This is a genomic window from Rheinheimera pleomorphica (assembly GCF_011634895.1).
Taxonomy (GTDB): Bacteria; Pseudomonadota; Gammaproteobacteria; order Enterobacterales; family Alteromonadaceae; genus Alishewanella; species Alishewanella pleomorphica.
Genome location: NZ_SIRR01000001.1, coordinates 43293 through 68958 on the forward strand (window position 1 = coordinate 43293; position 25666 = coordinate 68958).

At 51.2% G+C, this 25666-nt stretch carries 23 protein-coding genes; 9 read left to right on the forward strand and 14 right to left on the reverse strand.

Annotation, left to right across the window (positions count from 1 at the left end; genetic code table 11):
• Positions 1–2: 2 nt before the first annotated feature.
• The 13 genes from fliM to EYB30_RS00295 form a co-directional block, all read right to left on the reverse strand.
• Positions 3–1091, reverse strand: a complete 1089-nt coding sequence (fliM, locus tag EYB30_RS00235) for a flagellar motor switch protein FliM (protein ID WP_166835767.1) — start codon at positions 1089–1091, stop codon at positions 3–5.
• Positions 1092–1103: 12 nt separating this feature from the next.
• Complete coding sequence (gene fliL, locus EYB30_RS00240) at positions 1104–1625, reverse strand: flagellar basal body-associated protein FliL (protein ID WP_166835770.1); 522 nt, start codon at positions 1623–1625, stop codon at positions 1104–1106.
• Positions 1626–1720: 95 nt separating this feature from the next.
• Positions 1721–3469, reverse strand: coding sequence for a flagellar hook-length control protein FliK (locus tag EYB30_RS00245; RefSeq protein ID WP_166835773.1), 1749 nt, complete (start codon positions 3467–3469; stop codon positions 1721–1723).
• A gap of 89 nt (positions 3470–3558) precedes the next feature.
• On the reverse strand, positions 3559–4011 hold the full coding sequence (gene fliJ, locus EYB30_RS00250) for a flagellar export protein FliJ (RefSeq protein ID WP_166835776.1): 453 nt from the start codon (positions 4009–4011) through the stop codon (positions 3559–3561).
• On the reverse strand, positions 4008–5354 hold the full coding sequence (gene fliI / locus EYB30_RS00255; protein ID WP_166835778.1) for a flagellar protein export ATPase FliI: 1347 nt from the start codon (positions 5352–5354) through the stop codon (positions 4008–4010). Before fliI ends, fliJ begins: the two co-directional genes overlap by 4 nt.
• 2 nt (positions 5355–5356) lie before the next feature.
• The gene (fliH, locus tag EYB30_RS00260) at positions 5357–6301 is read right to left on the reverse strand and encodes a flagellar assembly protein FliH (RefSeq protein ID WP_166835780.1); all 945 of its coding nucleotides are present in this window, start codon (positions 6299–6301) and stop codon (positions 5357–5359) included.
• Between the two features lie 33 nt (positions 6302–6334).
• On the reverse strand, positions 6335–7369 hold the full coding sequence (gene fliG / locus EYB30_RS00265; RefSeq protein WP_008220066.1) for a flagellar motor switch protein FliG: 1035 nt from the start codon (positions 7367–7369) through the stop codon (positions 6335–6337).
• Positions 7362–9050: a flagellar basal-body MS-ring/collar protein FliF gene (gene fliF / locus EYB30_RS00270; RefSeq protein ID WP_166835782.1), complete on the reverse strand. Its 1689-nt coding sequence runs from the start codon at positions 9048–9050 to the stop codon at positions 7362–7364. Before fliF ends, fliG begins: the two co-directional genes overlap by 8 nt.
• Before the next feature lie 14 nt (positions 9051–9064).
• Positions 9065–9400 (reverse strand): flagellar hook-basal body complex protein FliE, encoded by a 336-nt coding sequence (gene fliE, locus EYB30_RS00275; protein WP_166835785.1) that lies wholly within the window; start codon positions 9398–9400, stop codon positions 9065–9067.
• Between the two features lie 128 nt (positions 9401–9528).
• Complete coding sequence (locus tag EYB30_RS00280; RefSeq protein WP_166835787.1) at positions 9529–10965, reverse strand: sigma-54-dependent transcriptional regulator; 1437 nt, start codon at positions 10963–10965, stop codon at positions 9529–9531.
• Positions 10966–10968: 3 nt separating this feature from the next.
• Positions 10969–12114, reverse strand: coding sequence for a sensor histidine kinase (locus EYB30_RS00285; RefSeq protein WP_166835789.1), 1146 nt, complete (start codon positions 12112–12114; stop codon positions 10969–10971).
• 107 nt (positions 12115–12221) lie between these two features.
• The gene (locus tag EYB30_RS00290; protein WP_166835791.1) at positions 12222–13676 is read right to left on the reverse strand and encodes a sigma-54 dependent transcriptional regulator; all 1455 of its coding nucleotides are present in this window, start codon (positions 13674–13676) and stop codon (positions 12222–12224) included.
• 110 nt (positions 13677–13786) lie between these two features.
• Complete coding sequence (locus EYB30_RS00295; RefSeq protein ID WP_166836091.1) at positions 13787–14581, reverse strand: flagellin; 795 nt, start codon at positions 14579–14581, stop codon at positions 13787–13789.
• 262 nt (positions 14582–14843) lie between these two features.
• On the opposite strand from EYB30_RS00295, the gene EYB30_RS00300 reads away from it, so the two are divergent.
• The 9 genes from EYB30_RS00300 to EYB30_RS00340 are packed head-to-tail and all read left to right on the forward strand — an operon-like array spanning position 14844 to position 23555.
• Positions 14844–16034 carry a UDP-N-acetylglucosamine 4,6-dehydratase gene (locus tag EYB30_RS00300; protein ID WP_166835793.1) on the forward strand — a complete coding sequence of 397 codons (1191 nt, stop codon included), beginning with the start codon at positions 14844–14846 and terminating at the stop codon, positions 16032–16034.
• A gap of 20 nt (positions 16035–16054) precedes the next feature.
• The gene (locus EYB30_RS00305; RefSeq protein WP_166835795.1) at positions 16055–17200 is read left to right on the forward strand and encodes a LegC family aminotransferase; all 1146 of its coding nucleotides are present in this window, start codon (positions 16055–16057) and stop codon (positions 17198–17200) included.
• Entirely contained in the window at positions 17200–18369 is a 1170-nt protein-coding gene (gene neuC, locus EYB30_RS00310; protein ID WP_241697918.1) for a UDP-N-acetylglucosamine 2-epimerase, read from the forward strand. The genes EYB30_RS00305 and neuC overlap by 1 nt, the downstream gene beginning before the upstream one ends.
• A complete protein-coding gene (gene neuB, locus EYB30_RS00315) occupies positions 18366–19439 on the forward strand; it encodes an N-acetylneuraminate synthase (RefSeq protein WP_166835797.1) in 1074 nt (357 codons plus the stop codon). The genes neuC and neuB overlap by 4 nt, the downstream gene beginning before the upstream one ends.
• Positions 19429–20067, forward strand: coding sequence for an acetyltransferase (locus tag EYB30_RS00320; RefSeq protein ID WP_166835799.1), 639 nt, complete (start codon positions 19429–19431; stop codon positions 20065–20067). The genes neuB and EYB30_RS00320 overlap by 11 nt, the downstream gene beginning before the upstream one ends.
• Positions 20068–20073: 6 nt before the next feature.
• Positions 20074–21132, forward strand: coding sequence for a nucleotidyltransferase family protein (locus tag EYB30_RS00325; protein WP_241697919.1), 1059 nt, complete (start codon positions 20074–20076; stop codon positions 21130–21132).
• Positions 21132–22106, forward strand: coding sequence for a Gfo/Idh/MocA family protein (locus tag EYB30_RS00330; RefSeq protein WP_166835802.1), 975 nt, complete (start codon positions 21132–21134; stop codon positions 22104–22106). Before EYB30_RS00325 ends, EYB30_RS00330 begins: the two co-directional genes overlap by 1 nt.
• Positions 22103–22801, forward strand: coding sequence for an acylneuraminate cytidylyltransferase family protein (locus EYB30_RS00335; RefSeq protein WP_166835804.1), 699 nt, complete (start codon positions 22103–22105; stop codon positions 22799–22801). Before EYB30_RS00330 ends, EYB30_RS00335 begins: the two co-directional genes overlap by 4 nt.
• On the forward strand, positions 22791–23555 hold the full coding sequence (locus EYB30_RS00340; RefSeq protein WP_166835806.1) for an oxidoreductase: 765 nt from the start codon (positions 22791–22793) through the stop codon (positions 23553–23555). Before EYB30_RS00335 ends, EYB30_RS00340 begins: the two co-directional genes overlap by 11 nt.
• Positions 23556–23574: 19 nt before the next feature.
• Here EYB30_RS00340 and EYB30_RS00345 read toward each other — a convergent pair whose 3' ends face one another.
• A complete protein-coding gene (locus EYB30_RS00345; RefSeq protein ID WP_166835808.1) occupies positions 23575–25665 on the reverse strand; it encodes a motility associated factor glycosyltransferase family protein in 2091 nt (696 codons plus the stop codon).
• Between the last annotated feature and the right edge of the window lies 1 nt (position 25666).

The window sequence follows — 25666 nt, forward strand, 5'->3', positions numbered from 1 at the left end:
TATTACCTTCTATCGCGATCTGATAAGTTCAGATCGGCCTCTAATTCAGAAATATCCGCATCGCTATCCAACCGACGCCCACCTTTGGTAAAGACATGCATCTCCGACTTCACCGACTCCGGCCGTTTAATTTTTTCGGTAATTTTCAGCGCGACATTTTCGCGTGACCGGCCAAGTTTCGCCCGGTAAGTGGGTAAATCTTCAACTAACACCGTAATGTGCTCCGGAATTTCTACCGGAATAATGTCGCCGGCTTTTAGCTCCATCACTTCACGTAAGGTTAAATCGACGTCCATCATTTTAGTGGTTAAGTCGACCTTCACATCCATAATTTCGTCGCGCAGCGCCTTACTCCAGCGCAAATCGGTGTCTTCTTTATCGCTTTGCACACCGGCATCAAGCAACTCGCGGATGGGCTCCAGCATGGAATACGGCAAGGCGACGTGAAAATCGCCGCCGCCGCCGTCCAGCTCAATATGAAACGAGCTGATCACCACCACTTCGGTTGGGCTGACGATGTTGGCCATTGCCGGGTTAACTTCAGAGTCGAGATATTCAAACGACACGTCCATTACCGGTGCCCAGGCTTCTTTGTAATCTTCGAAAATCAGCTTCAGCAGCATCTGAATAATGCGCCGCTCAGTCGGGGTAAATTCGCGGCCTTCAATTTTGGCATGATAGCGGCCATCACCACCAAAAAAGTTATCTACCAGAATAAATACCAGCCGCGCTTCCATCGTAATCAGGCCGGTGCCTTTTAACGGCCTAAACCGCACCATATTCAAACTGGTCGGCACAAACAGCGTATGCACATATTCGCCAAATTTAATCATTTGCACGCCGTTAATAGACACTTCAGCTGTGCGGCGCATCATATTAAATAAACTGATACGCATATGGCGGGCAAAACGCTCGTTAACCATTTCCAGCGTGGGCATACGGCCACGGACAATACGATCCTGTGACGAAAAATCGTATTCCATGGCAGAGCGGCCACGGCCTTCGCCGGACTCGTCTATTTCCTCTTCTTCAACGTCATCAACGCCATGTAATAGCGCGTCAATTTCGTCTTGTGACAGTAAATCGGTCACGGCTGCTCACTCTTATTGCATCACAAAACCGGTGAAAAGGACTTCATCGACCACCACCGAACCCACTACTTCAATCATTGCCTGTTGCAAGTCACTCAGCGCTTTGTTTTTCAGCGCATCACGCCCTGCTACAGTAACCAGTTCATCAGCATTGGATGAACTGAAGGTTTCTAATAAACTGCCTTCAATCAACGGAATATGCCGCATCGCCAGGGTTTCATTATTACTGCCACGCACCAGCAACTGCACTTTAATTTGTACCATGCGATCGCGTGACGCACCGGGCACATTAAACACAAAAGGTCTGGGTAAGGCCACATACAGCGCGGTTCCCTTCGGCTCGTTAGCCGCCTGACCGCTGTCGGCCCCCGCGGCTGCACTGCTCGTTGGGCTTTGTACCGTACTGTCGTCACCGGAGAACATCAAAAAAGCCACTACTGCCAGTACAATCACCAGCGCCGCACCGCCGCCCAGCAGCAACCACTTTTTTTTGCCGCCACCTTCTGCTATCACCAAATCTTTTTCTGCTGCCATCTAACTGTCACCCAATATAATCGTCTGACGTTATTATGCTCATCTGCCTGCGCCAATGTAAATCATTGCCGGCTAAATTAACGCTTGCGCCGGTTTTATGCGTAATAATCCACCAGTCGCTCACTGACTGCTGCGGTTACCTGCACGGCCGCGGCTGGCAGATCGTCAGCGTTGTCATCTATGTTGCCACCTTGCTGATTGCCGGAGCGGCCATGCTGAGCAAGTTGCCGCTCCTGTTGCTGCGACTGCTGCTGCACACTGCCTTCGCTTAATACTATGCCTTGCTGCTGCAGTAACTCACGCAAACGCGGCAATTGTTGCTCCAGCAGCTCTTTAGCCTGAGGTTGCTGCACAACAAACTGTACCGAGGCCTGCTCTTGCTGCATATCTATTTTAATTTGCATCTGGCCAAGACCGGCCGGATCGAGCCGGATTTCCGCCACCTGAATATTTTGCCGCAGCATCAGGTTAACCCGCTGTTGTAGCTGTGCCGGGCTATCCTGCTGCAGTAAATTCAGGCTTTGTTTTAGCTGCTCTGCCACAGCAGGCCTGACCGCCTTAGCCGCGTTACTGAGCTGGCGCTGCTCTACCTGTTGCAGCGCCTGACCAAAGGGGCTTTCTGCGCGGTGCAACGCCGTGCTGGGATCATTTTGTTTGTTATTTAGTGCAGCACCGGCCTGCAGCGCCAGCTCAGACAATGCCGCTGAACTTTGCTGGCGCTGGCCGTGCTGCTGTGCACTACTATCACTACTACTTTCTTTGCTGTTGTTGGCACCATCTGCTTTGTCAGGCATATTGGCTGCAACACGACCAGCCAGGCTTGAAGGTTTAGCATCTGCTTTGTTGTCAGCGTTGGCCTGGTTTACTGCTTCTGCCGGCATCATCCCGGCAAGCGCAGCGCCGTCAGAAGGAAGCTCTGTTGTTTCAGTCGTTTGTAACCCGGGGTTTTGCACAGCGCTCTGTGGCGTCGGCTTAACGGCCGGTGCGCTGGCGTCCGCCTGCACAGCCGCTTTGTTGCTGTCTGTACTCTGTTGCTGTTGCAGCACAGCTGCAACGTGCTCGTCATCTGCAACAGTAGCCGACATTGCAGTATCAGCAGGTGTTAGTGTTGAACGGGTAGCATCAGGCTGCTTCGCTGTATCAGTTTTAGCCTTATCATCCACTGTGATGACATTTTTAGCCAGCTCGCCTGCGATAGCATCTGTATTATCGCCGCTTTTAGCCGCTACGCTGGTGCCGTCTGCGACATTCAGGCCGGCCTTCACTGTGGCTTCAGTATCGACAGCTTGAGACTGCTCAGTATCTTCGGCACTTGTCAGCTGCTTAGCCGCTGCAGCCAGCAAGCTGTTATCGCCGGCAGCAAGCTCTGTATCCGCGCCTGCTGAGGTAGTATTGGCTTTAGCCGCGATAATGTCACCGAGTTCTGCCTCAGCCTCGCCGCTGGCGTTCGCCATGTCTGCAGTAGCCTCAGCAGCATGTTGTTGCGCGCCGCCGCTGTGCGCAGCAGTACCATTCAGTGCCAGTTGCGCTAAGATGCTGCTGGTAAGGTCACTGTCCTGGCCGGCCCCGCTAAGCATCGCCTCTGACAGGTCGCCATCGGTGGCAGCCGCTATAGCCTGGCTAACACCGGATAACAGGCTGATACCGGCAGGCAATTGCCGTGCAGTTTTAGCACTAAGGCTATTTTTTTCCGGCTGTACCAGCTCGCCCAGCATACTACCAAATAGCATACCGCTGTCGGTGCTGGCGGCATCTGACGCTCCGCTATCTGCCGACACGGTATCAGACAACAGCGCAGTGTCTGCGCCTGTCATCAGCATGCTAAAGTGTAAGCCCTGCGTCATCGTTATCTCCTGTGCGGCGGTTATAGCCTAAGTGCTATTCAACGTTATTCTGGCAACTGCATTTAACATTCAACTTTCAGGCCAATTTGTTACACATCAACTAAAGCCCTTTGCCGCATAAACTGTTGGCTGGCATATTCGTCGGCATTTTTTTGCTCTAAACGTAGCTGTTTCTGCAGTTCGGCGGCATCGTTGCGCTGCACTAACAACTCCAGCGCTTTGCGTTTTTGCTGCATCGCCAGCCAGCTCTGCTTACGCTGCTCAGCAGCCGCCTTAGCTTGCTGCACGGCGCGGCCTTGCTGCGCAATAGCCTGATCCAGCTTGGCGATAAAATTAACAAACTGGTTGTACTGCCGGCTTTGCAAACCGGCACTGCCCTGCTGCTGGCTTTGCTGAATATAGTCGGTGCGATAGTTAGCCAGGCCTTGGTATTTTTGCTCGGCCTGAGCATAAAACTGCTGGGCTTTGACAAATAACGCCTGCAATTTTTCTTCACGTTCCTGCTGAATTTTAATCAGCATGGCAAAGCGATGCGACATCATAGGCCGTTACTCCGGTTTTGCGGCGCTATAGCGCTTAATGCCTGCAAGCTGTCATCATAGGTAATCACATCATGCATCCCCTGCTGTAAAAAGCGGTTAATGTTTGGCATCATGCCAATGGCTTTATCCAGCTGGGGATCACTGCCGCGCACGTAAGCGCCTATGGCAATAAGGTCCTTACTTTGCTGATAGCTGGCGTACAACTGCTTAAGTGAGCGCGCCATCAACTGGTGCTCATTGCTGGTAATGGCCGGCATGACCCGACTAATGGATTTTTCAATATCTACGGCCGGAAAATGGCCAGCATCGGCCAGCGCACGCGACAAGACAATATGGCCATCGAGTATCGCCCGTGACGCATCCGCTATCGGATCCTGCAAGTCATCCCCTTCAGACAGTACAGTGTAAAACGCCGTTATCGAGCCCTGACTGCCACTGCCATTGCCTGCCCGTTCAACCAGCGCCGGTAATTTGGCAAACACCGACGGCGGATAGCCCTTGGTCGCTGGCGGCTCCCCCACCGCCAGCGCAATTTCCCGCTGAGCCTGGGCATAGCGGGTTATCGAATCTATCAGCAGCAGCACATCCAACCCCTGATCGCGAAAATACTCCGCCACCTGCACTGCTGTTTCACAGCCTTTTAACCGCATCAGCGGTGACACATCGGCCGGTGCCGCAATCACCACAGAGCGCGCTTTGCCCTCTTCGCCTAAAATTTCGTCAATAAACTCTTTTACTTCGCGACCACGCTCTCCTACCAATCCCACGACCACGACATCAGCTGAGGTACCGCGGGTCATCATACCCAGCAGCACGCTTTTACCCACGCCCGAGCCGGCAAATAAGCCCATTCGCTGGCCTTTACCCACGGTAAGAATGCTATTAATGGCCCGTACCCCAACATCCAGCGGCTGCTTAATCGGCCGGCGGTGTAACGGGTTAATGGGTTTACCTTTAGCGCCGCCATGCTGTTGGGCCGCTATCGGGCCTTTACCGTCCAGCGGAGTGCCGACACCGTCGATAACCCGGCCGAGTAAATTCATACTCAGAGGCACGCCTTTAAAGTTCAGCAGCGGTGTCACTTTGGCGCCGGGCACCACACCGGATACGTCATCTTTTGGCATCAGAAAAATACGGTCATTGGCAAAGCCTACCACCTCAGCCATGATATCGCCGCGCTCGGCCTGAACACTGCACGGCTGACCAATAGCCGCGCTGCAGCCGGTGGCTTCCAGTGTCAGGCCAACCACCCGCACCAAATGCCCAGCCACAGCAGGCCTGGAGCGATGGATATAGCTGTGTTGTTGCTGTAAAAACTGGCTTAGGCTGTCACTGCTGGCCATGCTTAGTCTCCACTTGCTGGCGCATCACTGTTATCTGTGGCATCGTCGTCCGGCATGTCCTGGCTATCTGCCATCACGTCGTGATCTGTTGCCGTATGGCGATCAGAGCCCGGCTTATGCTCTGCCATAGCGGCTGCGCTGGCATCATACTGCGCCTGTAGCTGCAGAAAATGTTCCAGGCTACTTTGCAAACGCTGCGCCAGGGAGCGGTCAACGCTGCTGCGCGCCGTTTCCAGCAGGCAACCACCGCGGGCGATGGCCGGATCGGCTCTGAGCTGCCATTGCTGCTGCGCCAGCTGTTCAGCAGGGTAATGCTGTTCAACAATCGCTAAATCGGCCGGGTTTAGCTTTATCTGGATCTGGCCGGCATCAAGCGGCAAGGCGGCGATAGCGTCACTTAGCGCCTGCAGTATCACTTGCGGGTTAGTATTCACTTCAACACCAATCACCGCTTGCGCCATGGCCAGACTAAGCTGCAACAGCTGCTGTTTTACCTGCTCGTTAATATCGGCCAGCGGCTGCTGCAACTGGTTCAGCAGCGCGCTAAGCTGGGCTAAGCGTTCGGTCAGTTCAGTTTCGCCCTGTGCCAGGCCTTGTTTTTTGCCCTCAGCCAGGCCTTGTGCCAGGCCATCTTGCTGGCCCTGCTCGCGCCCTTCTGTATAGCCTTTGCTAAAGCCTTCCTCTTTACCTTCGGCAAAGCCTTCGTCATAGGCTGCCTGGCGAATTTGCTCGATATCATCGGCCGTCAAAGGTTTGACAACCAGCTCTTCGTCAGCCGTTGCCGGGTGCGCTTTTGCCACCGGCTGGGTTTTATTTAACGCATTGGTGCGGCTGTCACCCTGTAACCGCTCTGCGGTTAAATCGGGCGTTTGCCAATGCTTAATCAGCTCATCGGTTTCTTCATCCGGTGAAAACGGCCTTTTATATTTAAAGGCATCGGTGTTCATACTACTGCCCCGCTAAAATACAGCGCTGCTGGCTTACAGGAAGTCATCGCCACCGCCACTGCCCAGCATAATTTCACCGGCATCCGATAAGCGCCTTGCCGTAGATAAAATTTCTTTTTGTGCCGCTTCAACATCGCTAACGCGCACCGGCCCCATCGCTTCTAAATCATCCTGTAGCAGCTCGGCAGCGCGTTTAGACATATTCTTAAAGATTTTCTCTTTTAAGTTTTCATCTGTGCCTTTTAACGCCTTCATCAGCACATCCTGCTGCACTTCTCGCAGCAGAGTCTGAATACCACGGTCATCAACATCTATCAGGTTTTCAAACACAAACATCAGATCCTGAATTTGCTGCGCCATCTCTTCGTCATGCTCACGGATAGAATCCATCAGCTGGCCTTCAATATTGGTATCCATATAGTTGAGGATATCGGCTGCGGCTTTGAGGCCACCCATTTTCGCCGTTTGGGTACCGGCCTGACCGGCAAACTGTTTCTCCATGATCTCGTTTAACTCCTGCAATGCCGCCGGTTGCACTTCTTCTAAGTTGGCTATACGCATGGTTAAATCCAATCGCACCTTTTCCGGGAACTGCGATAAAATCTCTGCCGATTGCTCCGGTTCTAAGTAAGACAATACAATGGTCTGAATTTGCGGGTGCTCGTTGCGAATAATATTGGCAACCTGTTTCGAGTCCATCCATTTTAATGAGTCCAGGCCCTTGGCTCCGCCACCCAGCACAATCTGATCGATCAGATTAGCGGCTTTTTCTTCACCCAGCGCCGCCGTTAAGGCGCGCTTGATAAACTCTTCACTCTGGAAGCCGATGGTACTGAAATTCTGGATCTGTTCAATAAACAAGCGGTGCACCGCCGAGATCTTGGCCTGGTTCAGATCTGTCATCTGCGCCATCGCCAAACCGACTTTCTGCACCTGCTTTGGCTCTAAGTGTTTTAAAATTTGCGCAGCATCTTCTTCTGACAAGCTCAGCAGTAAGATGGCGGCTTTTTCGACACCGTCCAGTTTACCTACGTCAAACGCAGGTTTTGTTGCTTCTATGCTACTCATCTTCAGCCAACCAGTTTTTCACTACTAAAGAGGATAGTTCCGGCTCGTTTGCAACTAAGGCCCGAACTGCGCGTAATAAATCATCATCACCGTGTAAATCCGGCAGCATCAGGGTGCCATCCGGGGCAAAGCCTACCGCGTTCTCATCAAAGGTAGAGCTTAGCATGTCGATAGTATCATCTCCCAAATCCAGACCGCTGGACAATGCATTATCGTCGTAGGCTTCTTTGGTGTCTTCAGGGTAGATCAGCTTTTTCAGCATCGGCCGCACTATGGCCACAATCAGTACGATGATGATCAGACCACCGATAACCAGACGCAATACGCGCAGGAACCATTCTTCTTCATAAAAGTTTGGTGCCGGCTGCTCAACCACTTCATCTTTGATAAAGGGCACGGAAATCACTTCTATCATATCGCCGCGCTGGGCATCAAAACCAATACCACCCTGCAATAAACGACGGATATTCGCCAGCTCGGCCTGAGTACGAGGTTCAGCTTCGCCATTGGCACCTGCTGTGTAGTCTATCGCCACCGACACGCTTAAACGGCGGATCACACCGCTTTGCTGTGAAATATGGCTGATAGTGGTGTCCAGCTCGTAGTTACGGGTGGCTTCTTTATGGTTGCGCCCCGGTACTACCGGCTTGGCATTGCCCCCGGTGGCCTGCTCCGGAATATTTGAATTCAGTGGCGGTTGGTTTGATAAGGCGCCCGGAATGCCACCACTGACACCGCCGACACTGTTTTCTTCAATGGTCATTTCACTGCGAATAGCCGGTAAATCCGGATTAAAACGCTTTTGTGTTTGCTCCGTCGCGGTGAAGTCCATCAGTAAGTCAACCTGGGCGGTGTAGTTACCATAGCCCAGCACCGGCATTAAAATAGAGTCGACTTTCTGACGGTATTCTTCTTCGCGGGTACGTTGCAGCTCATACTCTTTGCGGCTACGTGCTGAGCTGGCATCCTGTGAACCGCTGTTTAACAAGCGGCCGTTCTGATCGGTAACCGTCACCCGTGACGGTGCCAAGCCCTGCACTGCTGACGCGACGATATCAACAATGGCATCCACTTCGCTGTCACGGATCACTGTGCCACCACGGGCCGTTACCAGCACCGTTGCTGATGGCAGTTTTTCTACCCGGGCAAACACATTTTCTTTAGGAATAGCCAGCAGTACCCGGGCACGGGACACGCTTTGCAGCTCTTCAATGGTGCGTGCCAACTGCTGCTCACGGCTGTGTTTTAACCGCTCCATTTCCAGACGCTGGCTCACACCAAAGCCACTGTCCTGCAGCAAAAACTCGGTGCCGCTGGAGGGCTCTTTTGCCAGGCCGGCACGTGATAATGACAGTTTAATGCTTTGAAATTGATCTTCCGGCACGTAGATCACATTGCCTTCTAAGCTGTAATCGACCTTTTGCGCATCCAAATGATCCAGGGTCTGGATCAGCTCTTCAGTGGCAAAGGTACCCAGCGGGCGCATTTCCGGCTGGCGGGCCCACATAATAATTAAAATGGCAATTGCCAGACAGATAGTCAGCGCAACGATCAGCGTGATCTGGCGAACCAGATCCATACCGCCTAATGAGCCGACAAAGCCGGGTTTTTGCTCTTGCTGCTCGCCGCTGTTGTAATCGTTACCAGACAGTGCCAGCTCGGTGGATTGATTTTCAGCCACAACTTATTCCTCCGTTACACCGGCATCGACATAATGTCTTTGTAGGCTTCTACCAGTTTATTGCGTACCTGCACTGTCGCTTCAAACGCCAGTGATGATTTCTGGCTGGCAATCATCACCTGCGCCAGCGATACGCCCGGGTCGCCCATTTCTACTGCGGTGCGCATTTTGCTGGTTTCTTGTGCCAGGTTGTTCACATGGCCAAGTGCGTTAGTCAACATGCTGCCAAAGTCGCTCTGGCTGGGGTTAACCTGTTCAGTGTGTTGCAGTTTCAGCTCAGTGCCAACGCCTCTGGCCTGACTGGCCAGCGACTGCATTTCGGCATAAAGGGCCTGACCTTTGATATTCATTGCATCACCTGTCAAAAAATTGCTACTTGGACGATTAGTCAATTCAAAGCAGGAGTTATGCCACTTTTTAACATGCTGAATTTATACAAAAAAACCCTCTTTCGAGGGTTTAAAAAAGCATTTCAGGCTCAGGCGGGGACGGCGATGCCCTGCTGCTTCATCCGCGCCAGTTTATAGCGCAAAGTGCGATCACTGATGCCCAGGCGCTGTGCCACGTCTTTACGACGGTTGGCACAGGCTTTCATCGTTGCCAGAATAATGCGGTGTTCCTGCTCGTGCACACTGGCTTTAAAGTCACTGCTATCGTCAGGCAGGGAGCTGCGGCTGTCCGGGCAATGCTCAACCGGCTGAACAGTTGAGAGCTCAGTTAAGTGCTCAGCTGGCATGACTGTCGTCTCAGCTAGCGTACCCCCGCCCACAGTCGCCTGGTTTAAGTGCATAGCCGCTTGTTCCAGTAAAATATCATCGCGTTCAATCACATCGCCCGAGTTAATAATTAACGCGCGCTGTATCACGTTATCCAACTCGCGCACATTACCGGGCCAGCTGTATGCGGTTAAATACCGGGCGGCGGCGGCGGTTAATCTGACAAGGGTGCGCCCTGCTGCCTGACAGTGGCGCTGCAGCAAATGCTCTGCCAGCGGCACTATATCGTCCGGCCGTTCAGCCAGCGCCGGCCAGTTCAGCGGAAACACATTTAAGCGATAATATAAATCTTCACGAAAATGCCCTGCTGCTACTGCCTGCTTCAGATCCCGGTTACTGGTTGCCAGTACCCGCACATCCAGTTTAATGGTTTTACGGCCACCTAAACGCTCCACTTCACGCTCCTGCAATACCCGCAGCAGCTTAGCCTGCAGGTTCAGATCCATCTCGGTGATTTCATCCAGTAAAATAGTGCCTTGCTGCGCCTGCTCAAATTTACCGGGGCAAGCGCTAATGGCGCCGGTAAAGGCGCCTTTTTCATAACCAAACAGGGTCGACTCCAGCATATTCTCCGGAATAGCGGCGCAGTTAATGGCGATAAAAGGCCCGTTGCTGCGCGCAGACAGCTGATGAACATAACGCGCCAGTACTTCTTTGCCCGAACCACTGGGGCCGGTGATCATTACGCTGGCATCAGTGCGCGCCACTTTGCCGCACAGAGCCAGCAACTGCCGGGAGCTCTCAGCAGCTACCACCGGCTCTATGCGTTGTGCTGGCTCAGTGCTGACATAACGGCTAACAGTATTTAACAATACCTGTGGTGAGAAGGGTTTAGCCAGATAATCAACGGCGCCCAGCCGTATCGCCTCTACCGCCGCCTGTACAGTGGCGTAAGCTGTCATCATCAGCACCGGCAACTGCGGATACTGCTCGCGCAGGGTTTTAAGCAGGCTTAAGCCCGACACGCCCTGCATTTGCACGTCACTGATGAGCAATTGCACGCGGTGCTGCTTTAGCAGTAACAGTGCCTGCTCGGCACTGTCGGCAGTTATCACCTGATAATCGGCCAGTTGCAGTGTATCCTGCAGCGCTTCACACAGGCCACTGTCGTCTTCTACCAGTAATATGCGTTGGCTCATCGGCTACTCCTCACTGTGTTGCTGTTGCAACGGTAATAACATCTCAAAGCAGGCACCGCGCTCAGTTGCCACATAACGCACTGAGCCATGATGCGAGTGGGCCACCGCCTGTACCACGGCCAGCCCCAGGCCGGTACCACTGGCACGGCCGGTAACAAAGGGCTCAAACATACTGGCTTGTAGCGCCGGCGCCACCCCCGGGCCGTTATCAGTTACCCGCAATGACAGCATGCCCGAGGGTGCCACAGCAGGCATAACCTGCAGTTTAATCTCGGCGCCGCTGCCCGCGGCCTGAATGCTGTTTTGAATAAGATTTTGCAGGGCACCGCACAGGGCATTCTGATTACCCAGCAGATACAGCGGCTCATTACCTGCGTTAAAAGAGCTGCAGCTAACACTAAAACGCACCTGATGTTGCTGTAGCAGGGCGTCGATGCTGCAGTTTAGCTGCGCCAGTAATTCGCTTACTGAAAACCGCGCAACCTGCTGTGCTGTGCCGCTGCGGGCAAACAACAGCATGTCATCTACCTGCCCGGCCAAATCGGTCAGGCGGGACAATAACTTTTGCTGAAACTGCTGTTGCACCTGCAGGGTCGCGCGCGGGTTGGCCAGGTTTTGCGCGTACAGCAGCGCCGCCGATAACGGCGTACGAATTTGATGCGCCAGGGTAGCCATCATTTTGCCGAGCGTGGATAAACGCTGTAAATGCGATAACCGGCTTTGTAACTGCCGGGTTTCGGTCAGATCAGTTAACATAATCAATTGGCCCGGCTGACGGTATGGCTGCTGACTGTGCTGCTGCAGCGCACTGATTTCAAGCCTTACCCGGCGGCCATCCTTTAATGACACTTCCAGGCCATCATCACTGCGTGGCCGAAAACAGCGGCCTATCACATCAAACCAGGCCTGGCCGAGCAAGGGGTCACCTAACAGCCTTAGCGCTGCCGGGTTAGCCTGATACACCATGCCACGCTGATCAAGCAGGATCACCGCCGCCGGTAACGCATGCAGTAACGGATCGGGCGCGACATCAGGTAGCACCTGCAACGGCGCGCGCGTCAACGCGGTCAGCGCTAACGGTGCTGTACGGTGTATGGCATCAGATTGGCTTAGCTCGCTGTGATAGGCTGCGGCACGCTGTGCTGACATAGTTCCCCCTGCAAATTACGTATCAGCAGTGACTATGCAGACATTATGCCAGCAAAAAATTGATGTTATTTATATACTTAGCCGCGTCAAATCCCTGACAACGGCGCTTATTCGTCTTTGGCCAGGTTATATTTACGCATTTTTTCAACCAGGGTAGTCCGGCGCAGCCCCAATACTTCAGCGGCGCGGGCGACAACAAACTCATGCCGTTCCAGTGCTTGTGAGATAAAACGAATTTCAAGTTCAGCAAGATATTCTTTTAAATCCAGGCCCTGCTCCGGCAATTGCTGCAATGCACCCTCTGTACCACTCATATCTGGCGTGTCCTGCTCTGTCAGCTCATCGTCATCTGCGCTTTGGAACAACTCATTTAATAAGTCACGCTCCTGCAGGCTTTCCGGGTACTGCGGCACATAGCTCTCGACATCCAGATGACGATATTTCTGCGGCAGTTCGGCCACATCTACCACCTGATCGGGGTACATAATAACCATCCGCTCCAGCAAATTGGCCAGCTCGCGCACATTACCCGGCCAGCTGTGCAATTGCAGGCTTTGCATCGCGTGTTCGGTAAATTTAACCGTGGCCTGGCTGTGTTTGGCCTGACGCTTTAACAGCTCAGCAATGAGCAGCGGTAAATCGTCAGTTCGCTCGCTCAGCGCTGGCGTTTCTATCGGAAACACATTGAGCCGGTAGTATAAATCTTCACGAAAGCTGTTTTCGCTAATCATCTGCTCTAAATCGCGGTGCGTGGCAGCCACAATACGCACATCGGCTTTTATCGCCTGGGTACCGCCGACCCGCTCATAGGTACGTTCTTGCAACACCCGCAGCAGTTTAACCTGCATATTCAGCGGCATATCGCCAATTTCGTCTAAAAACAGCGTCCCCCCCTGCGCCAGTTCAAAACGGCCTTTGCGGGTTGATATCGCGCCGGTAAAGGCACCTTTTTCATGGCCGAACAACTCGCTTTCCAGCAGTTCTGCCGGTATAGCGCCGCAATTAATTGGTACAAAGGGGCCATCAGCGCGGTTAGATAATAAATGAATATTACGGGCGACAACTTCTTTACCGGTACCGGATGGCCCCAGCACCAACACATTGGCGTCGGTTTTGGCCACTTGCGAGATTAAAAACCGTACCTGCTGCATCGGCGGCGAATTCCCCACCATGCCATCAAATTTCAGGTTGACGCCTTGCTCGCGTTGCAATGGCAATAAACGGTGATATTGCTGACAATCCCGCAGCAGTTGCGTTAGCGTGGCATAAGCAAAAGGCTCACTGAGCAGGCCAACGGCATTGGCATGTTGCAGTAACGGCTGCAGCGACTCACCCAGTAACAAAAATGCCGTTGCCGGGTAGCGTTGTAATAATTCCGCCTGTACCGGCTCAGCTAACGCCCCCAGTAGCACGACAGCCGGTGCATCAGCGCTTAAGCGCTGTGTTAACTCAGCCAGACTAAGCTGTTGGTGCGGCTCATGAATAAAGCTCAGCACTGTGCTCAGTCTGCTACTACGGCCGCTTTGTTCATCAACAATATACAGTGAAGGAGTGTGTGACATGCCGCTGCTTTTATTAGGCTTTTTACTGCATTGTACTGTGCATCAGGCAGCTTGCAAGGCAAAACGCTATTTTTTTGACACTGTGTCAAAAAAATAGCGTCAGCATAACATTAAGCCAATAACTGCAACGCCTGTTGCTGACTAATCCCCGCTTGGGCGCGCACGCTTAACGACGCCTGAGTTAAAATATCGGCAGAAGCCTTTTGCGCTGTCGCCTGGGCAAAGTCAGCATCTTCAATCCGGCTTCTGGCCTGTGCCTGATTAATTTGCTGGTTATTCAGGTTACGCGCCTGCTCTGCAAAACTGTTGATACTGGCACCGGCATCCGCCTGCAAGCCGCTGACAAATTCAGTAGCCTGCGTCAATGTGCTATTCGCTGCAGCCGCGCCAGCCTGGCTGGTTAAATCAATGTTAAACACATTTTGTGCACTGAGTGCCGCGCCAACATCCTCAACCTTAAGGTTAAGATTGCTCTGGCCGCTGTTAAAGGCAATATCCTGGTCATTAAACAGTGCCACGCCACCAAAACTGGCCGTTTGCAGCGTATTTTGCACGTTATCCAGATAACCCTGCGCCTGCTGTTGCAATGCCTGCCGATCGGCATCGGTATAGATACCGTTGCCGGCGGCCACCGCCAGGGTATTTACCTGCGACAAATCGGTATTAATGTTTTGCAGGCTTTGCTCATACACCTGTGCCAGGCCTATGCCATCGTATAAATTGCGCTGGCCTTGCGAGGCTTCATTTACCGCGCTGGTTAAGCGGTTGGCGATCTGTAGCCCCGCCGCGTCATCAGCTGCGCTGTTAATACGCTTGGCACTGGCCAGTTTTTCTGCTTGTTTTTGCTGGGTTTGCAGCAAAGTGTTTAATCTTTCCTGCCCCTGAGGTTGATTGCCAATTTTCATCATCCGCTCCGCTACCGTAACACTACTCTCAACACAGCCGCCACCACTGCGGCCCGCTTCGCTTAATATTAACTACTTAAGTATAGCGCTATCGCGACGGGCTTTCTGTGCCAGACACGGATTTAAAGCAGAATGTTATTTAAATGCCTGATATAGTTGAGATAGCATTTGGCAGCAGAGAATAACCGGGTTAAGTTTTTACCCCTGCTGCCGATACATAATACGCAGTACAACCGTTTTATCGCCATGCGGAGACAAACAGGTGACGGACATTTTAACGCTGATAGGCCGCAGCCAGCCTTTATTTACCGACGATATTACCAGCCACGAAGCCAGACTGAGCGATATAGTGTCACAAAGCCGCTTTCTGGTATTAGGTGGCGCCGGCTCTATCGGGCAGGCGGTATGTAAAGAGATCTTCCGCCGCCAGCCGAAAAAGCTGCATGTCGTGGATATCAGTGAAAATAACCTGGTAGAGCTGGTACGGGATATCCGCTCTGGCCTGGGCTATATCAACGGTGATTTTCAAACCTTCGCCCTGGATATTGGCTCTATAGAATTTGATGCCTTTTTTGCCAATGACGGTCAGTATGATTATGTGTTGAATCTGTCGGCACTTAAACATGTGCGCAGCGAGAAAGACCCCTATACGCTGATGCGGATGATCGACGTGAATATTCTCAACACTGACAAAACCATCCGTCTGGCAATCGCAAAAGGCTGTCGCAAGTATTTCTGCGTCTCAACCGACAAAGCGGCGAATCCGGTCAATATGATGGGCGCCTCTAAACGCATTATGGAGCTGTTTTTACAGCACCACAGCCAGCAAATCAGTATTTCTACCGCCCGCTTTGCCAATGTGGCCTTTTCCGATGGCTCTTTGTTACATGGTTTTAATCAGCGGCTGGAAAAACTGCAGCCAATAGCAGCACCAAACGATATAAAGCGCTACTTTGTTACACCTAAAGAGTCTGGCGAACTGTGCCTGATGTCGTGCATTTTCGGCGACAATGGCGACATTTTCTTCCCAAAACTCAGTGAAGAGTTGCATTTAATTACTTTTGCCGACATTGCGGTTAAATATCTGCAGCAGCGAGGTTACAGCGCTGTGCTGTGTGATAACGAACAACAGGCGCGTGAACAGGTACGCACCTTGAGTAGCGAAAATAAGTGGCCCTGCGTGTTCAGCACCAGCGACACCACCGGCGAGAAAGACTTTGAAGAGTTTTTTACTGAGGATGAAACCTTAGATATGCAGCGCTTTGCCAAGCTGGGCATTATCAAAAATGCGCCGCAACAGCACAGTGACCAGCTGCAGTATTTTGTCGATAGCATCAACGCTTTCAAGCAAGCCAGACAGTGGGACAAGGCCGCTTTGGTGCGCTTATTTCAGCAAATGCTGCCGCAGTTTGGCCATAAAGAAACCGGCCGCTATCTGGACAGTAAAATGTAACTTCTGGCTATGGGCATCTCATGAACGAAAAAATTATTGCTTTTATCCGTCAGCTGTATCAGACCAATGCCAGCATCCCACTGCACGCACCCTACTTTAGCGGTAAAGAACGGCAATATCTGAGCGATACCCTAGACAGTACCTTTGTCTCCAGCGTTGGTAAATACGTTGATCAGTTTGAACAGCAAATTCAGACCTTTACCGGCTGCACCAAAGCTGTCGCCACGGTCAATGGCACCGCAGCCCTACACAGTGCGCTGTATATGGCCGGCGTTAAAGCCGGCGATCTGGTGATTACCCAACCACTGACCTTTGTTGCCACCTGTAATGCCTTGTACCACATGGGGGCTGAACCGGTTTTTGTCGATGTCAGCCTGGATACGCTGTCACTGTGTCCGCAAGCATTGCTGCAATTTTTGCAGCAACAGGCCGCTACCGATGCCGCAGGCTGTTTCCTGAAAAGCACTGGCCAGCGGATTAAAGCGGTGATGCCGATGCATACCTTTGGCCACCCGGCCGCGCTGGATGAGCTGCTGCAGATATGTCAGCAATGGCAATTAATATTGGTAGAAGATGCCGCTGAGAGCCTGGGCTCGTTTTACAAAGGCCGGCACACAGGAACCATCGGCCAATTTGCTGCCCTAAGCTTTAACGGCAATAAAATTATCACCACTGGCGGTGGCGGTATGCTGCTGTGCGCCAATGCAGCAGATGGCGCACATGCCAAACACCTGACGACCACGGCCAAGGTAGCGCACCGCTGGGAGTTTTATCACGACGAGCCCGGCTTTAACTATCGCTTGCCCAATTTAAATGCCGCACTCGGCTGTGCTCAGATGGAGTCTCTGCCTTATTTCTTGCAGCAAAAACGCAAAGTCGCGATGCACTACAAAGCCTTTTTTGCCGCGACTGACTATCAGTTTATAGATGAACCGGCACAGTGCAGCGCTAATTTTTGGTTAAACGCTGTGCTGTGTCCGGATCAGCAGCGGCGCGACGCCTTATTGCAAAGCACGAATGACGCCGGCGTAATGACCCGCCCGGTATGGCAGCTAATGCATCATTTGCCGGCGTTTAAACAAGCGCTGCGTGGCGATTTACGCTGCGCTGAAGATATCGCCAGCCGGCTGGTTAACCTGCCCAGCAGTGTAACGGAGGCGCTGTAATGTCAAACGCTGAAATGCAGAAAAAAGTGGCGGTCTTTACCGGTACCCGCGCTGAATACGGTTTACTGTACTGGCTATTGCATGACATTAAAGCCGATGCCGATTTACAGTTACAACTGATTGTTTCCGGCAGCCACTTGTCGCCGGAATTTGGCCTGACTTACCGCCAGATAGAGCAGGATGGCTTTGTTATAAATGAAAAAATAGATATGTTGCTGTCCTCCGACACCGCTGCCGCTACGGTTAAAAGCATGGGTATAGCGCTGCTTGGTCTGGCTGATGCACTGCAGCGTTTGCAACCTGACGTGCTAGTGCTACTGGGTGATCGCTACGAAGCACTGGCCGCTGCGCAGGCCGCGATGTTAATGAAGGTGCCGGTACTGCATTTACACGGTGGTGAAATCACTGAAGGTGCTACGGATGATGCTATCCGCCATGCGATCACGAAACTGAGCTACCTGCATGGCACTGCAACCGAGGCTTATCGTCAGCGCGTGATCCAACTTGGCGAAAGCCCACAGCGGGTAGTCAATGTTGGCGCGCTGGGGTTGGAACAGCTGCATCGCGCCAGCTTGTTAACGAAACAGCAGCTGACGGACGAACTCAATTTTGATTTAAGTAAACCCTATTTTGTGGTCACCTATCACCCGGTAACGCTGGCTGATGAACCGGCGCAGCAAAGCTTTGCCGCCCTGCTGAACGCGTTGGAACAATTTCCTGAGCACCACATAATCCTCACCTACCCTAACGCTGATGCCGGCGGGCGCAGCATTATGACCCTGCTGCAAAACTATGCTGTGGCCCGGCCGAAGCGGGTACTGGCGGTGGCGTCACTGGGCCATCTGCGCTACCTCAGTGCCGTTAAACATGCCACGGCAGTTATTGGTAATTCCTCCAGCGGCATTATTGAAGTGCCGTCACTGGGCGTACCTACGGTCAATATTGGCCGCCGTCAGCAAGGCCGGCTGTGTGCCGGCTCTGTTATTCACTGCGACGCGACACAGGCCGCCATTGCAGCTGCCATTAGCCAGGCACTGGCCGCACGCCCGGGTGCGAATGACAACCCCTACGATACCGGTAACTGCAGCCAGCGTATTATTTCGATGCTGAAGCAGCTTCACTTTGACCCGGTAAAAACCTTTTATGATTTACCAGGAACATCAACATGACACTGATAATTGCTGAAGCCGGCGTAAACCATAACGGTGATGAAGAAATGGCATTTGCTCTGGTCGATGCCGCTGTGGCCGCCGGTGCCGACATTGTTAAATTTCAAACCTTTAATGCTAAAGCGCTAGCGACAGCAGCGGCACAGCAAGCTGATTATCAGCGCACTAATACCGGCCAGATTGAGTCGCAGCTGGCCATGTTACGTCGGCTTGAATTAAGTTATGACGCTCACCTGCGGCTGCAGGCGTATTGTCAGCAACAAGGTATCGGTTTTTTATCCACCGCCTTTGATGAACAAAGCCTGCAGTTTTTACTCGGGCCACTGAAGCTGACACGGCTGAAAATCCCTTCCGGTGAAATAACCAATGCCCCTTTTGTGCTGCAACACGCCAGAAGCGGGCACGACCTGATAGTATCCACCGGCATGGCGGATCTGGCAGAAATTAAAGCCGCTCTTGGGGTTATTGCTTTTGGCTACATCGCCACAACCGATGCCCAACCGTCACAACAAGCATTTAATCAGGCTTTTGCCAGCGAGCAAGGCCAACTCGCTTTGCGCCAGAAAGTCACCCTGCTGCATTGCACCACAGAGTACCCGGCACCGCCTGAGGATATTAATTTAACCGCGATGGACACCATGGCGGCGACTTTTTCTCTGCCGGTGGGCTACTCTGATCATAGTGCAGGCATCCATATTGCCATAGCCGCCGTCGCCCGGGGCGCTACAGTAATAGAAAAGCACTTTACCCTGGATAGATCCCTGCCTGGACCGGATCATAAGGCCTCACTTGAACCGGCAGAATTACAGAATATGGTCAGCGCCATACGTGATGTTAATCTGGCAATGGGTGATGGTATTAAACGGCCGGCGCCATCAGAGATCGCCAACAAAGCTGTCGCCAGAAAAAGCCTGGTCGCCGCTTGCGCAATCCGCGCCGGCGACACTTTAACCGCAGCGCATATTGCCTGTAAAAGGCCCGGCAACGGTATCAGTCCGCAGCGTTACTGGGAACTTTTAGGGACAGTGGCCAAATACGATTTTGCTGAAGGAGACTTGCTTGCAGACTAAGCACCTGATCCTGCTCGGCGGCGGTGGCCATGCCAAAGTGCTGCTGTCTATGCTTATGAAACAGCACAATGTTCCAAGCGCTGTATGTGCCATGCAAGCGCCGCAATCGGCCATGTTTAGCGCTATTCCCTTTTTGGGGGATGACAGTGCCCTATTGCAGTATCCAGCCGAAACAACCTTACTGATAAATGGTGTTGGCGCTTTACCGGGTAGCAAGGCGCGGCAGCAGCTATTTGAACGCTTCAGCGCACTGGGCTACCGCTTTGCTTCGGTTATTGCCAAAGAGGCCCTGATCGACCCGCATTGTACGCTGGGAGAAGGCGTACAAATTATGCCTGGCGCTATCGTTAATGCTGACAGCCAGATTGCCGATAACGTTATTATCAACACAGCTGCCATTATTGAACATGACTGTGTGTTACAGCGCCATACTATTGTTAGCCCGGGCGCTATCCTGTGTGGCGGCGTAAACTGTGGAGAAAACAGTTACATTGGCGCAGGCGCTACTGTCATACAGGGGCTGACACTGGGCAGCAATAGCATCGTTGCCGCAGGCACTACCGTGGTACGTAACTTGCTAGATAATCAGAGCATTTACGGCGCCAAGTCTGTCATTAAAGTGAAATGAGGCTGCATGATGAGTACCAGTTGGAAAAACACCGCTATAGCCCCGGACAGTAGCATCCGCGATGCGCTGTTATTACTGGATAAAGAAGCTCTGCGCATTGCGCTGGTGGTAGATGGCAATGACCAGTTGCTGGGCGTGCTGACCGACGGTGATATCCGCCGTGGCTTATTGCGTAACTGCACCTTGCAAAGCCCGGTTTCTGATGTGATGAATACCAAACCGCTGACGGCAGAAGCCGGCACGCCAAGACGCGATCTGGTGAAGTTAATGACGCGCAAGAAATTGCTGTCTATTCCGCTGCTAAAAGACGGCAAAGTCGTTGGGCTGGAAACTCTGCAAACGGCTGATGATGGCGCGCAGTACGACAACCCGGTTTTTTTAATGGCCGGCGGTTTTGGCAGCCGGTTAAAACCGCTTACCGATGCCTGCCCCAAGCCGATGCTAAAGGTCGGTGACAAGCCAATACTGGAAATCGTACTCAACAGCTTTATCCGCGCTGGCTTTCATAACTTTTATATTTCGCTGCACTATATGCCGGAGCAAATTCAGGCGTATTTTGGTGATGGTTCGCGCTGGAACGTCAGTATTAGCTATATCTACGAGCAAGAACCTTTAGGCACCGGCGGCGCTTTGGGCTTACTGCCGGATAATCTGCCGGACTTACCGCTGATCCTGATGAACGGTGATTTGCTGACCACGATAGATTTTGAGCAACTGCTGCAGTTTCATAATAAACAGCAGGCTGATGCCACTATGTGTGTGCGGGACTACGAATACCAGATCCCTTTTGGCGTGATCAATGGCGATGGCAATAAAGTCACCGGCATGATTGAAAAACCGATCCAACGGCTGTTTGTTAATGCCGGCATCTATGTGGTATCACCGAAAGTACGCAAGCAGGTCAAAGCCAACCAGCGTATCGATATGCCTACCTTGCTGGAGCAAAACATCGAAAAGAATAACGCCGTACTCATGTTTCCTATCCATGAATACTGGCTGGATATCGGCCGCATTGATGATTACCAAAGAGCGCAGATAGACGTCGTTAATCTGGGGCTGTTTTAATGCCACAGTTTGGCGTTATCGGCCAGGGCAGTATTGGCAAGCGGCATTTGCGCAACTTGCGCCAGTTGTTTCCTCAGGCGCGCTTATTGTCTGTCAGTGCCAGCGGTAACCGCCATAGCAGCCCACCTGAGCAGGCCATCGCCTTAACCCTGCCAGAGTTAATTGCACAAAAGCCTGATTTTGTTATTGTCGCCTCGCCGGCGAACCTGCATTTACAGCATACACAAGCTTTGCTCGCTGCCGGGATACCCACTCTGGTGGAAAAACCCATTGCGGTCAGTGCAGAACAATCCAGCCAGTTTATGCAACTGTTGACGCTGTACCCACAAGCTATCGTCGAAGTGGGTTATTGCTTACGTTTTTTGCCGGCCGCTCAGTTGATACAGCAGATCATTAAGTCTGAGCAATTGGGCAGAATTTTTACCGTTATATCTGAGGTAGGCCAGTATCTGCCGCACTGGCGGCCAGACACAGATTATCGTCAGACGGTATCTGCTCAGGCAGCGCTTGGCGGCGGCGCCCTGCTGGAGCTTAGCCACGAGCTGGATTATCTGCAATGGCTGTTCGGGCCGTTGCAACTGTGCTATGCCCGCAACCGGCAAAGCGGCCTGCTGCAACTGGATGTAGAAGATATCAGTGAACTCATACTGGAAAGCGTCGACAATATCTGCTGTATGGTACACCTGGACTTTATTCAGCAAGCTGCCAAAAGGCACTGCGCCATCATCGCCGCTAACGGCAGACTGGAGTGGGATCTTATTGCCAACACCGTCACACTGCACCAGCACAACCGGACACAACAACTGTACCAGGACAAGAACTACGATAAAAACAACATGTATCTGGCCATGCTACAAGCCTTCTGGCACAAAATTCAGCAGCCAGACCACAACCAAGGTTCGTTGTTATCAGCTGCAGCCATAGTGAAACTTATTGAACAGGCCAAAGGCTTTAAGCAACAGGATATTCTATGACAAGCGTGGCGTTTATCTTCGCCCGAGGCGGCTCTAAAGGCTTACCCGGAAAAAATATCAAACCACTTTGCGGCAAACCCCTGCTGCACTATGCTATTGATGTTGCAAAGCAAGTGCCTGCCATACAGCAAACTTTTGTCTCGACAGATAGTGATGATATTGCCCACTGTGCATTAGCAGGCGGTGCCAGCGTGATAGCCCGCCCGGCGGAACTGGCCAGCGACACTGCGCCGGAATGGGCAGCCTGGCAACATGCTATCCGCTATGTGCAACAACATTACGGCAACTTTAATACCTTTGTTAGCCTGCCGGCAACCAGCCCATTGCGTATTGCCGACGATGTGCAGGCAGCGATTAAACAATTACACCAAAGCAACGCCGATTTATGCCTGGCCGTTACGCCAGCTAACCGCAACCCCTACTTTAATATGGTCACGCGCAGCGCCAACGACCAGGTGCAGCTGGTAAGCAGCTTGCCTGATGGCATCCACCGGCGTCAGGATGCGCCGGCCGTATTTGATATTACAACAGTGGTCTATGCCGCCCGGCCGGAGTTTATTTTGCAGCAAAGCCAGTTGTTTGATGGTGTTATTACCAGCATTGAAGTACCAAAACAGCGCGCGGTAGACATTGATGATATTTACGATTTTATGCTGGCAGAGGCCATCTTAAAGGTTGAACAAAATGCTGAATAAAAAAACCATTTTAATTGCTGGCGCTGGCGGTTTAATTGGCCGAGCAGTGGTAAAAGCCTGCCTGGCGCAAGGTGCCAATGTGATCGCCACAGATTTAGATAAAGACAACCTGCGGCAAAGGCTGCAGGCTGAAGGTATAGCGCCAGCAGGCAACACATTGCAGCTGGCGACGCTTGACTTACAGCAAGCCGATGCTATCCAGGCGCTGCTGTTGCAATACCAGCCAACTGGCGCAGTCAATTGCAGTTATCCGCGCAATAAAGACTATGGTAAGCATTTTTTTGATGTCAGCCTGCACAGTTTTAACGACAACTTATCGCTAAACCTGGGCAGTGCCTTTTTGTTTATGCAGCAATGCGCAGCCTACTTTAAACAACAGCAGTGTGAGTTTTCTCTGGTTAATCTGGCGTCGGTGTATGGCGTCGTCGCGCCACGCTTTGATATCTATGCCAATACGGCAATGACAATGCCGGTAGAATACGCGGCAATTAAATCGGCGTTAATTCACTTAAGTAAATATGCAGCGGCCTATGTTGCCGACAGCCGCTTTCGGGTAAACCTAGTCAGTCCGGGTGGCATCCTGGATAGTCAGCCCGAGCCGTTTTTGCAAGCGTATAAGAAAAAGACGTTGGGAAAAGGCATGCTGGACGCATCCGATGTTGCCGGCGCTATTGTTTTTTTACTGTCTGACCATGCCCGTTACACTAACGGGCAAAATATCGTAGTAGATGATGGTTTTACGCTGTGCGGTTAAGCACAGCGTACATGGTTTATTAAACCTGACTGACCTTGTTTTTATTCGCAAATACGATATCCATACCCCAGTCACATTTTTTATTCCAGCTTTGCCGGTAATCCGCTTTCATCGCCCTGACATAATCTTTCCACAGCGCCAACAGTGCAGTAAAGCAGTCTAACGACACCTGCTCATCCTCATACTGGTATAACAGTGTCAGCATAGGGCAATGATAATATAACAACGAGCCTTTAATAAGATGGAATAAATGAGCAAAACGGGTTTTTCTAAACGAATACACATATCGTGCCTGACGCTTTAATATATCCGATGCCTCTTTCCTGGTAGAGTATGGCTCGCTAGCTATGTCATTGAGGTGTTCACAAATGTCGTCGAACAATTTGAAAGCCAACCGCTCGTCATTAACATTAAAAACCGGTTTATAAAAAAACCTCTGCTTAATATCATTTATTACCTGAGACTTTTCTAGCTTTCCAGCTCTGACAAAGACATCGTCCTCAACAATAGGGAATGCCCCTTCAATAAAAGCACCTTCTCCCACATTATATACAGACACTTTCTTATCAAGCGCAATGAGGCTTTCTATATGTTTGTGAGCTAGCATTAGCAAGTTAGTAGACATAACATCTTGAGAAATATTACCTTTTAACTTATGCACAGCACCTTTATCAACGATTTTTTTATAATTCTCATTGTGCGCGTATATACTGTTTTCAGAATGAGTTTTGCCATTCAGATAACCATTGTCTACACCAAAAAGGTAAACTTCTTCAAATCCAAAAGTGAAAGCAAACGACAGTGCAGTGTTGGCGACTAAAGGTCCAGGAAAGGTCAAAGATGGCATTATTTGCTTGTAATCTTCTAGCATTAAGAACTGCGAAAAAACCGTTGCCGCTTCAGGGCCTTTTAGACCCAGCCCTACCCAGTCGTAAAGATCAACGACATCTGGGTATATCACATCCACAGCCAGTAAATTAAGATCGGAATAGTAGCTTGGATCAAAACTGTCCATTAACGCATCATAAGTTGTTTTTGGACGCTCAACCAAAACATGAAAATCCGCTTTAATTCCTTGCCGGGCTAAAGAGCCAAGAGCTGTTCCACAAGCAAAAATAATGACTTTATCTTGTATCTCTTTTAACACTTCACTTGCAGCATCTAGTGATGGACCATTTCCGACTATAATTGCGGGCATCGACAAGTAACATCGTTTACTAGGTAGCCGTAAAAACTGCGCTTTGCTTTCATAATTTTTAATGCAATGTGCTAGCCCTGTTATTGCATCATTATAAAATCCAAACCCTGCCTGCAATTCATAATAGCGATTAAAAAAGGCTGCAATCTGCTTATTGACTTCTACTGACGGATAATGCTGATAACAAAACGCGCGAATAATTGAATATGGCCCAATATCATGAGCAAAACTATAAAGGGAATTAAAGAACTCTTTGACATCTAGCCCAATTTGCAGGAAAAGCGTACCTCCTGCCTCGTCTACGTCTTCAATTATTTTCGCCCAATCGGTACAAAAGAGGCTAGCATAAAAAATTTCAAGATCAGGCTCACTGACATAGATATAATCAAAACTATGAGACTCCAGCAAATCAGTCACAACATATCCCAAGCCCACACCAAATATAATTGCTGTCGGAAAGTGTTTAGGCAAAGTGCTAAGTTGCGTTGGATTTTTTTGCTGAAATCCTTGAATGGTATTGCTTAATTCAGCCATGTATCGGCTGTGGAGCCGATTGTCATTATCAGATACAGCAAAGCCATATTGAGTCAGACTATAATATCCTCTAGACGTGTTTTTCTTTAGCTGTTCTCTGCATTGTGCTAACGGATCATCAGAATAGATTGGGACTCCAACGTCTTTAGGTACAAAGTTTCCAACACCCGTTGAAGTGACAAGAATCTCGAAGTCTTCCCGAGGCTTATACTCTTTCAATATTGAAGCAATTTTGGGGTAGTATTTACCAAAAGCATTAATGTTTTTTTCAAAACGTAAACGAGATTCGGTAGCAAACTTTTTCTCTCTCTCGTTTTTTTGCATTAGTGCTGACAAAGCACTTTCAGCTTGTTGCAGCAACCGTTCTAGCTCAGTCATA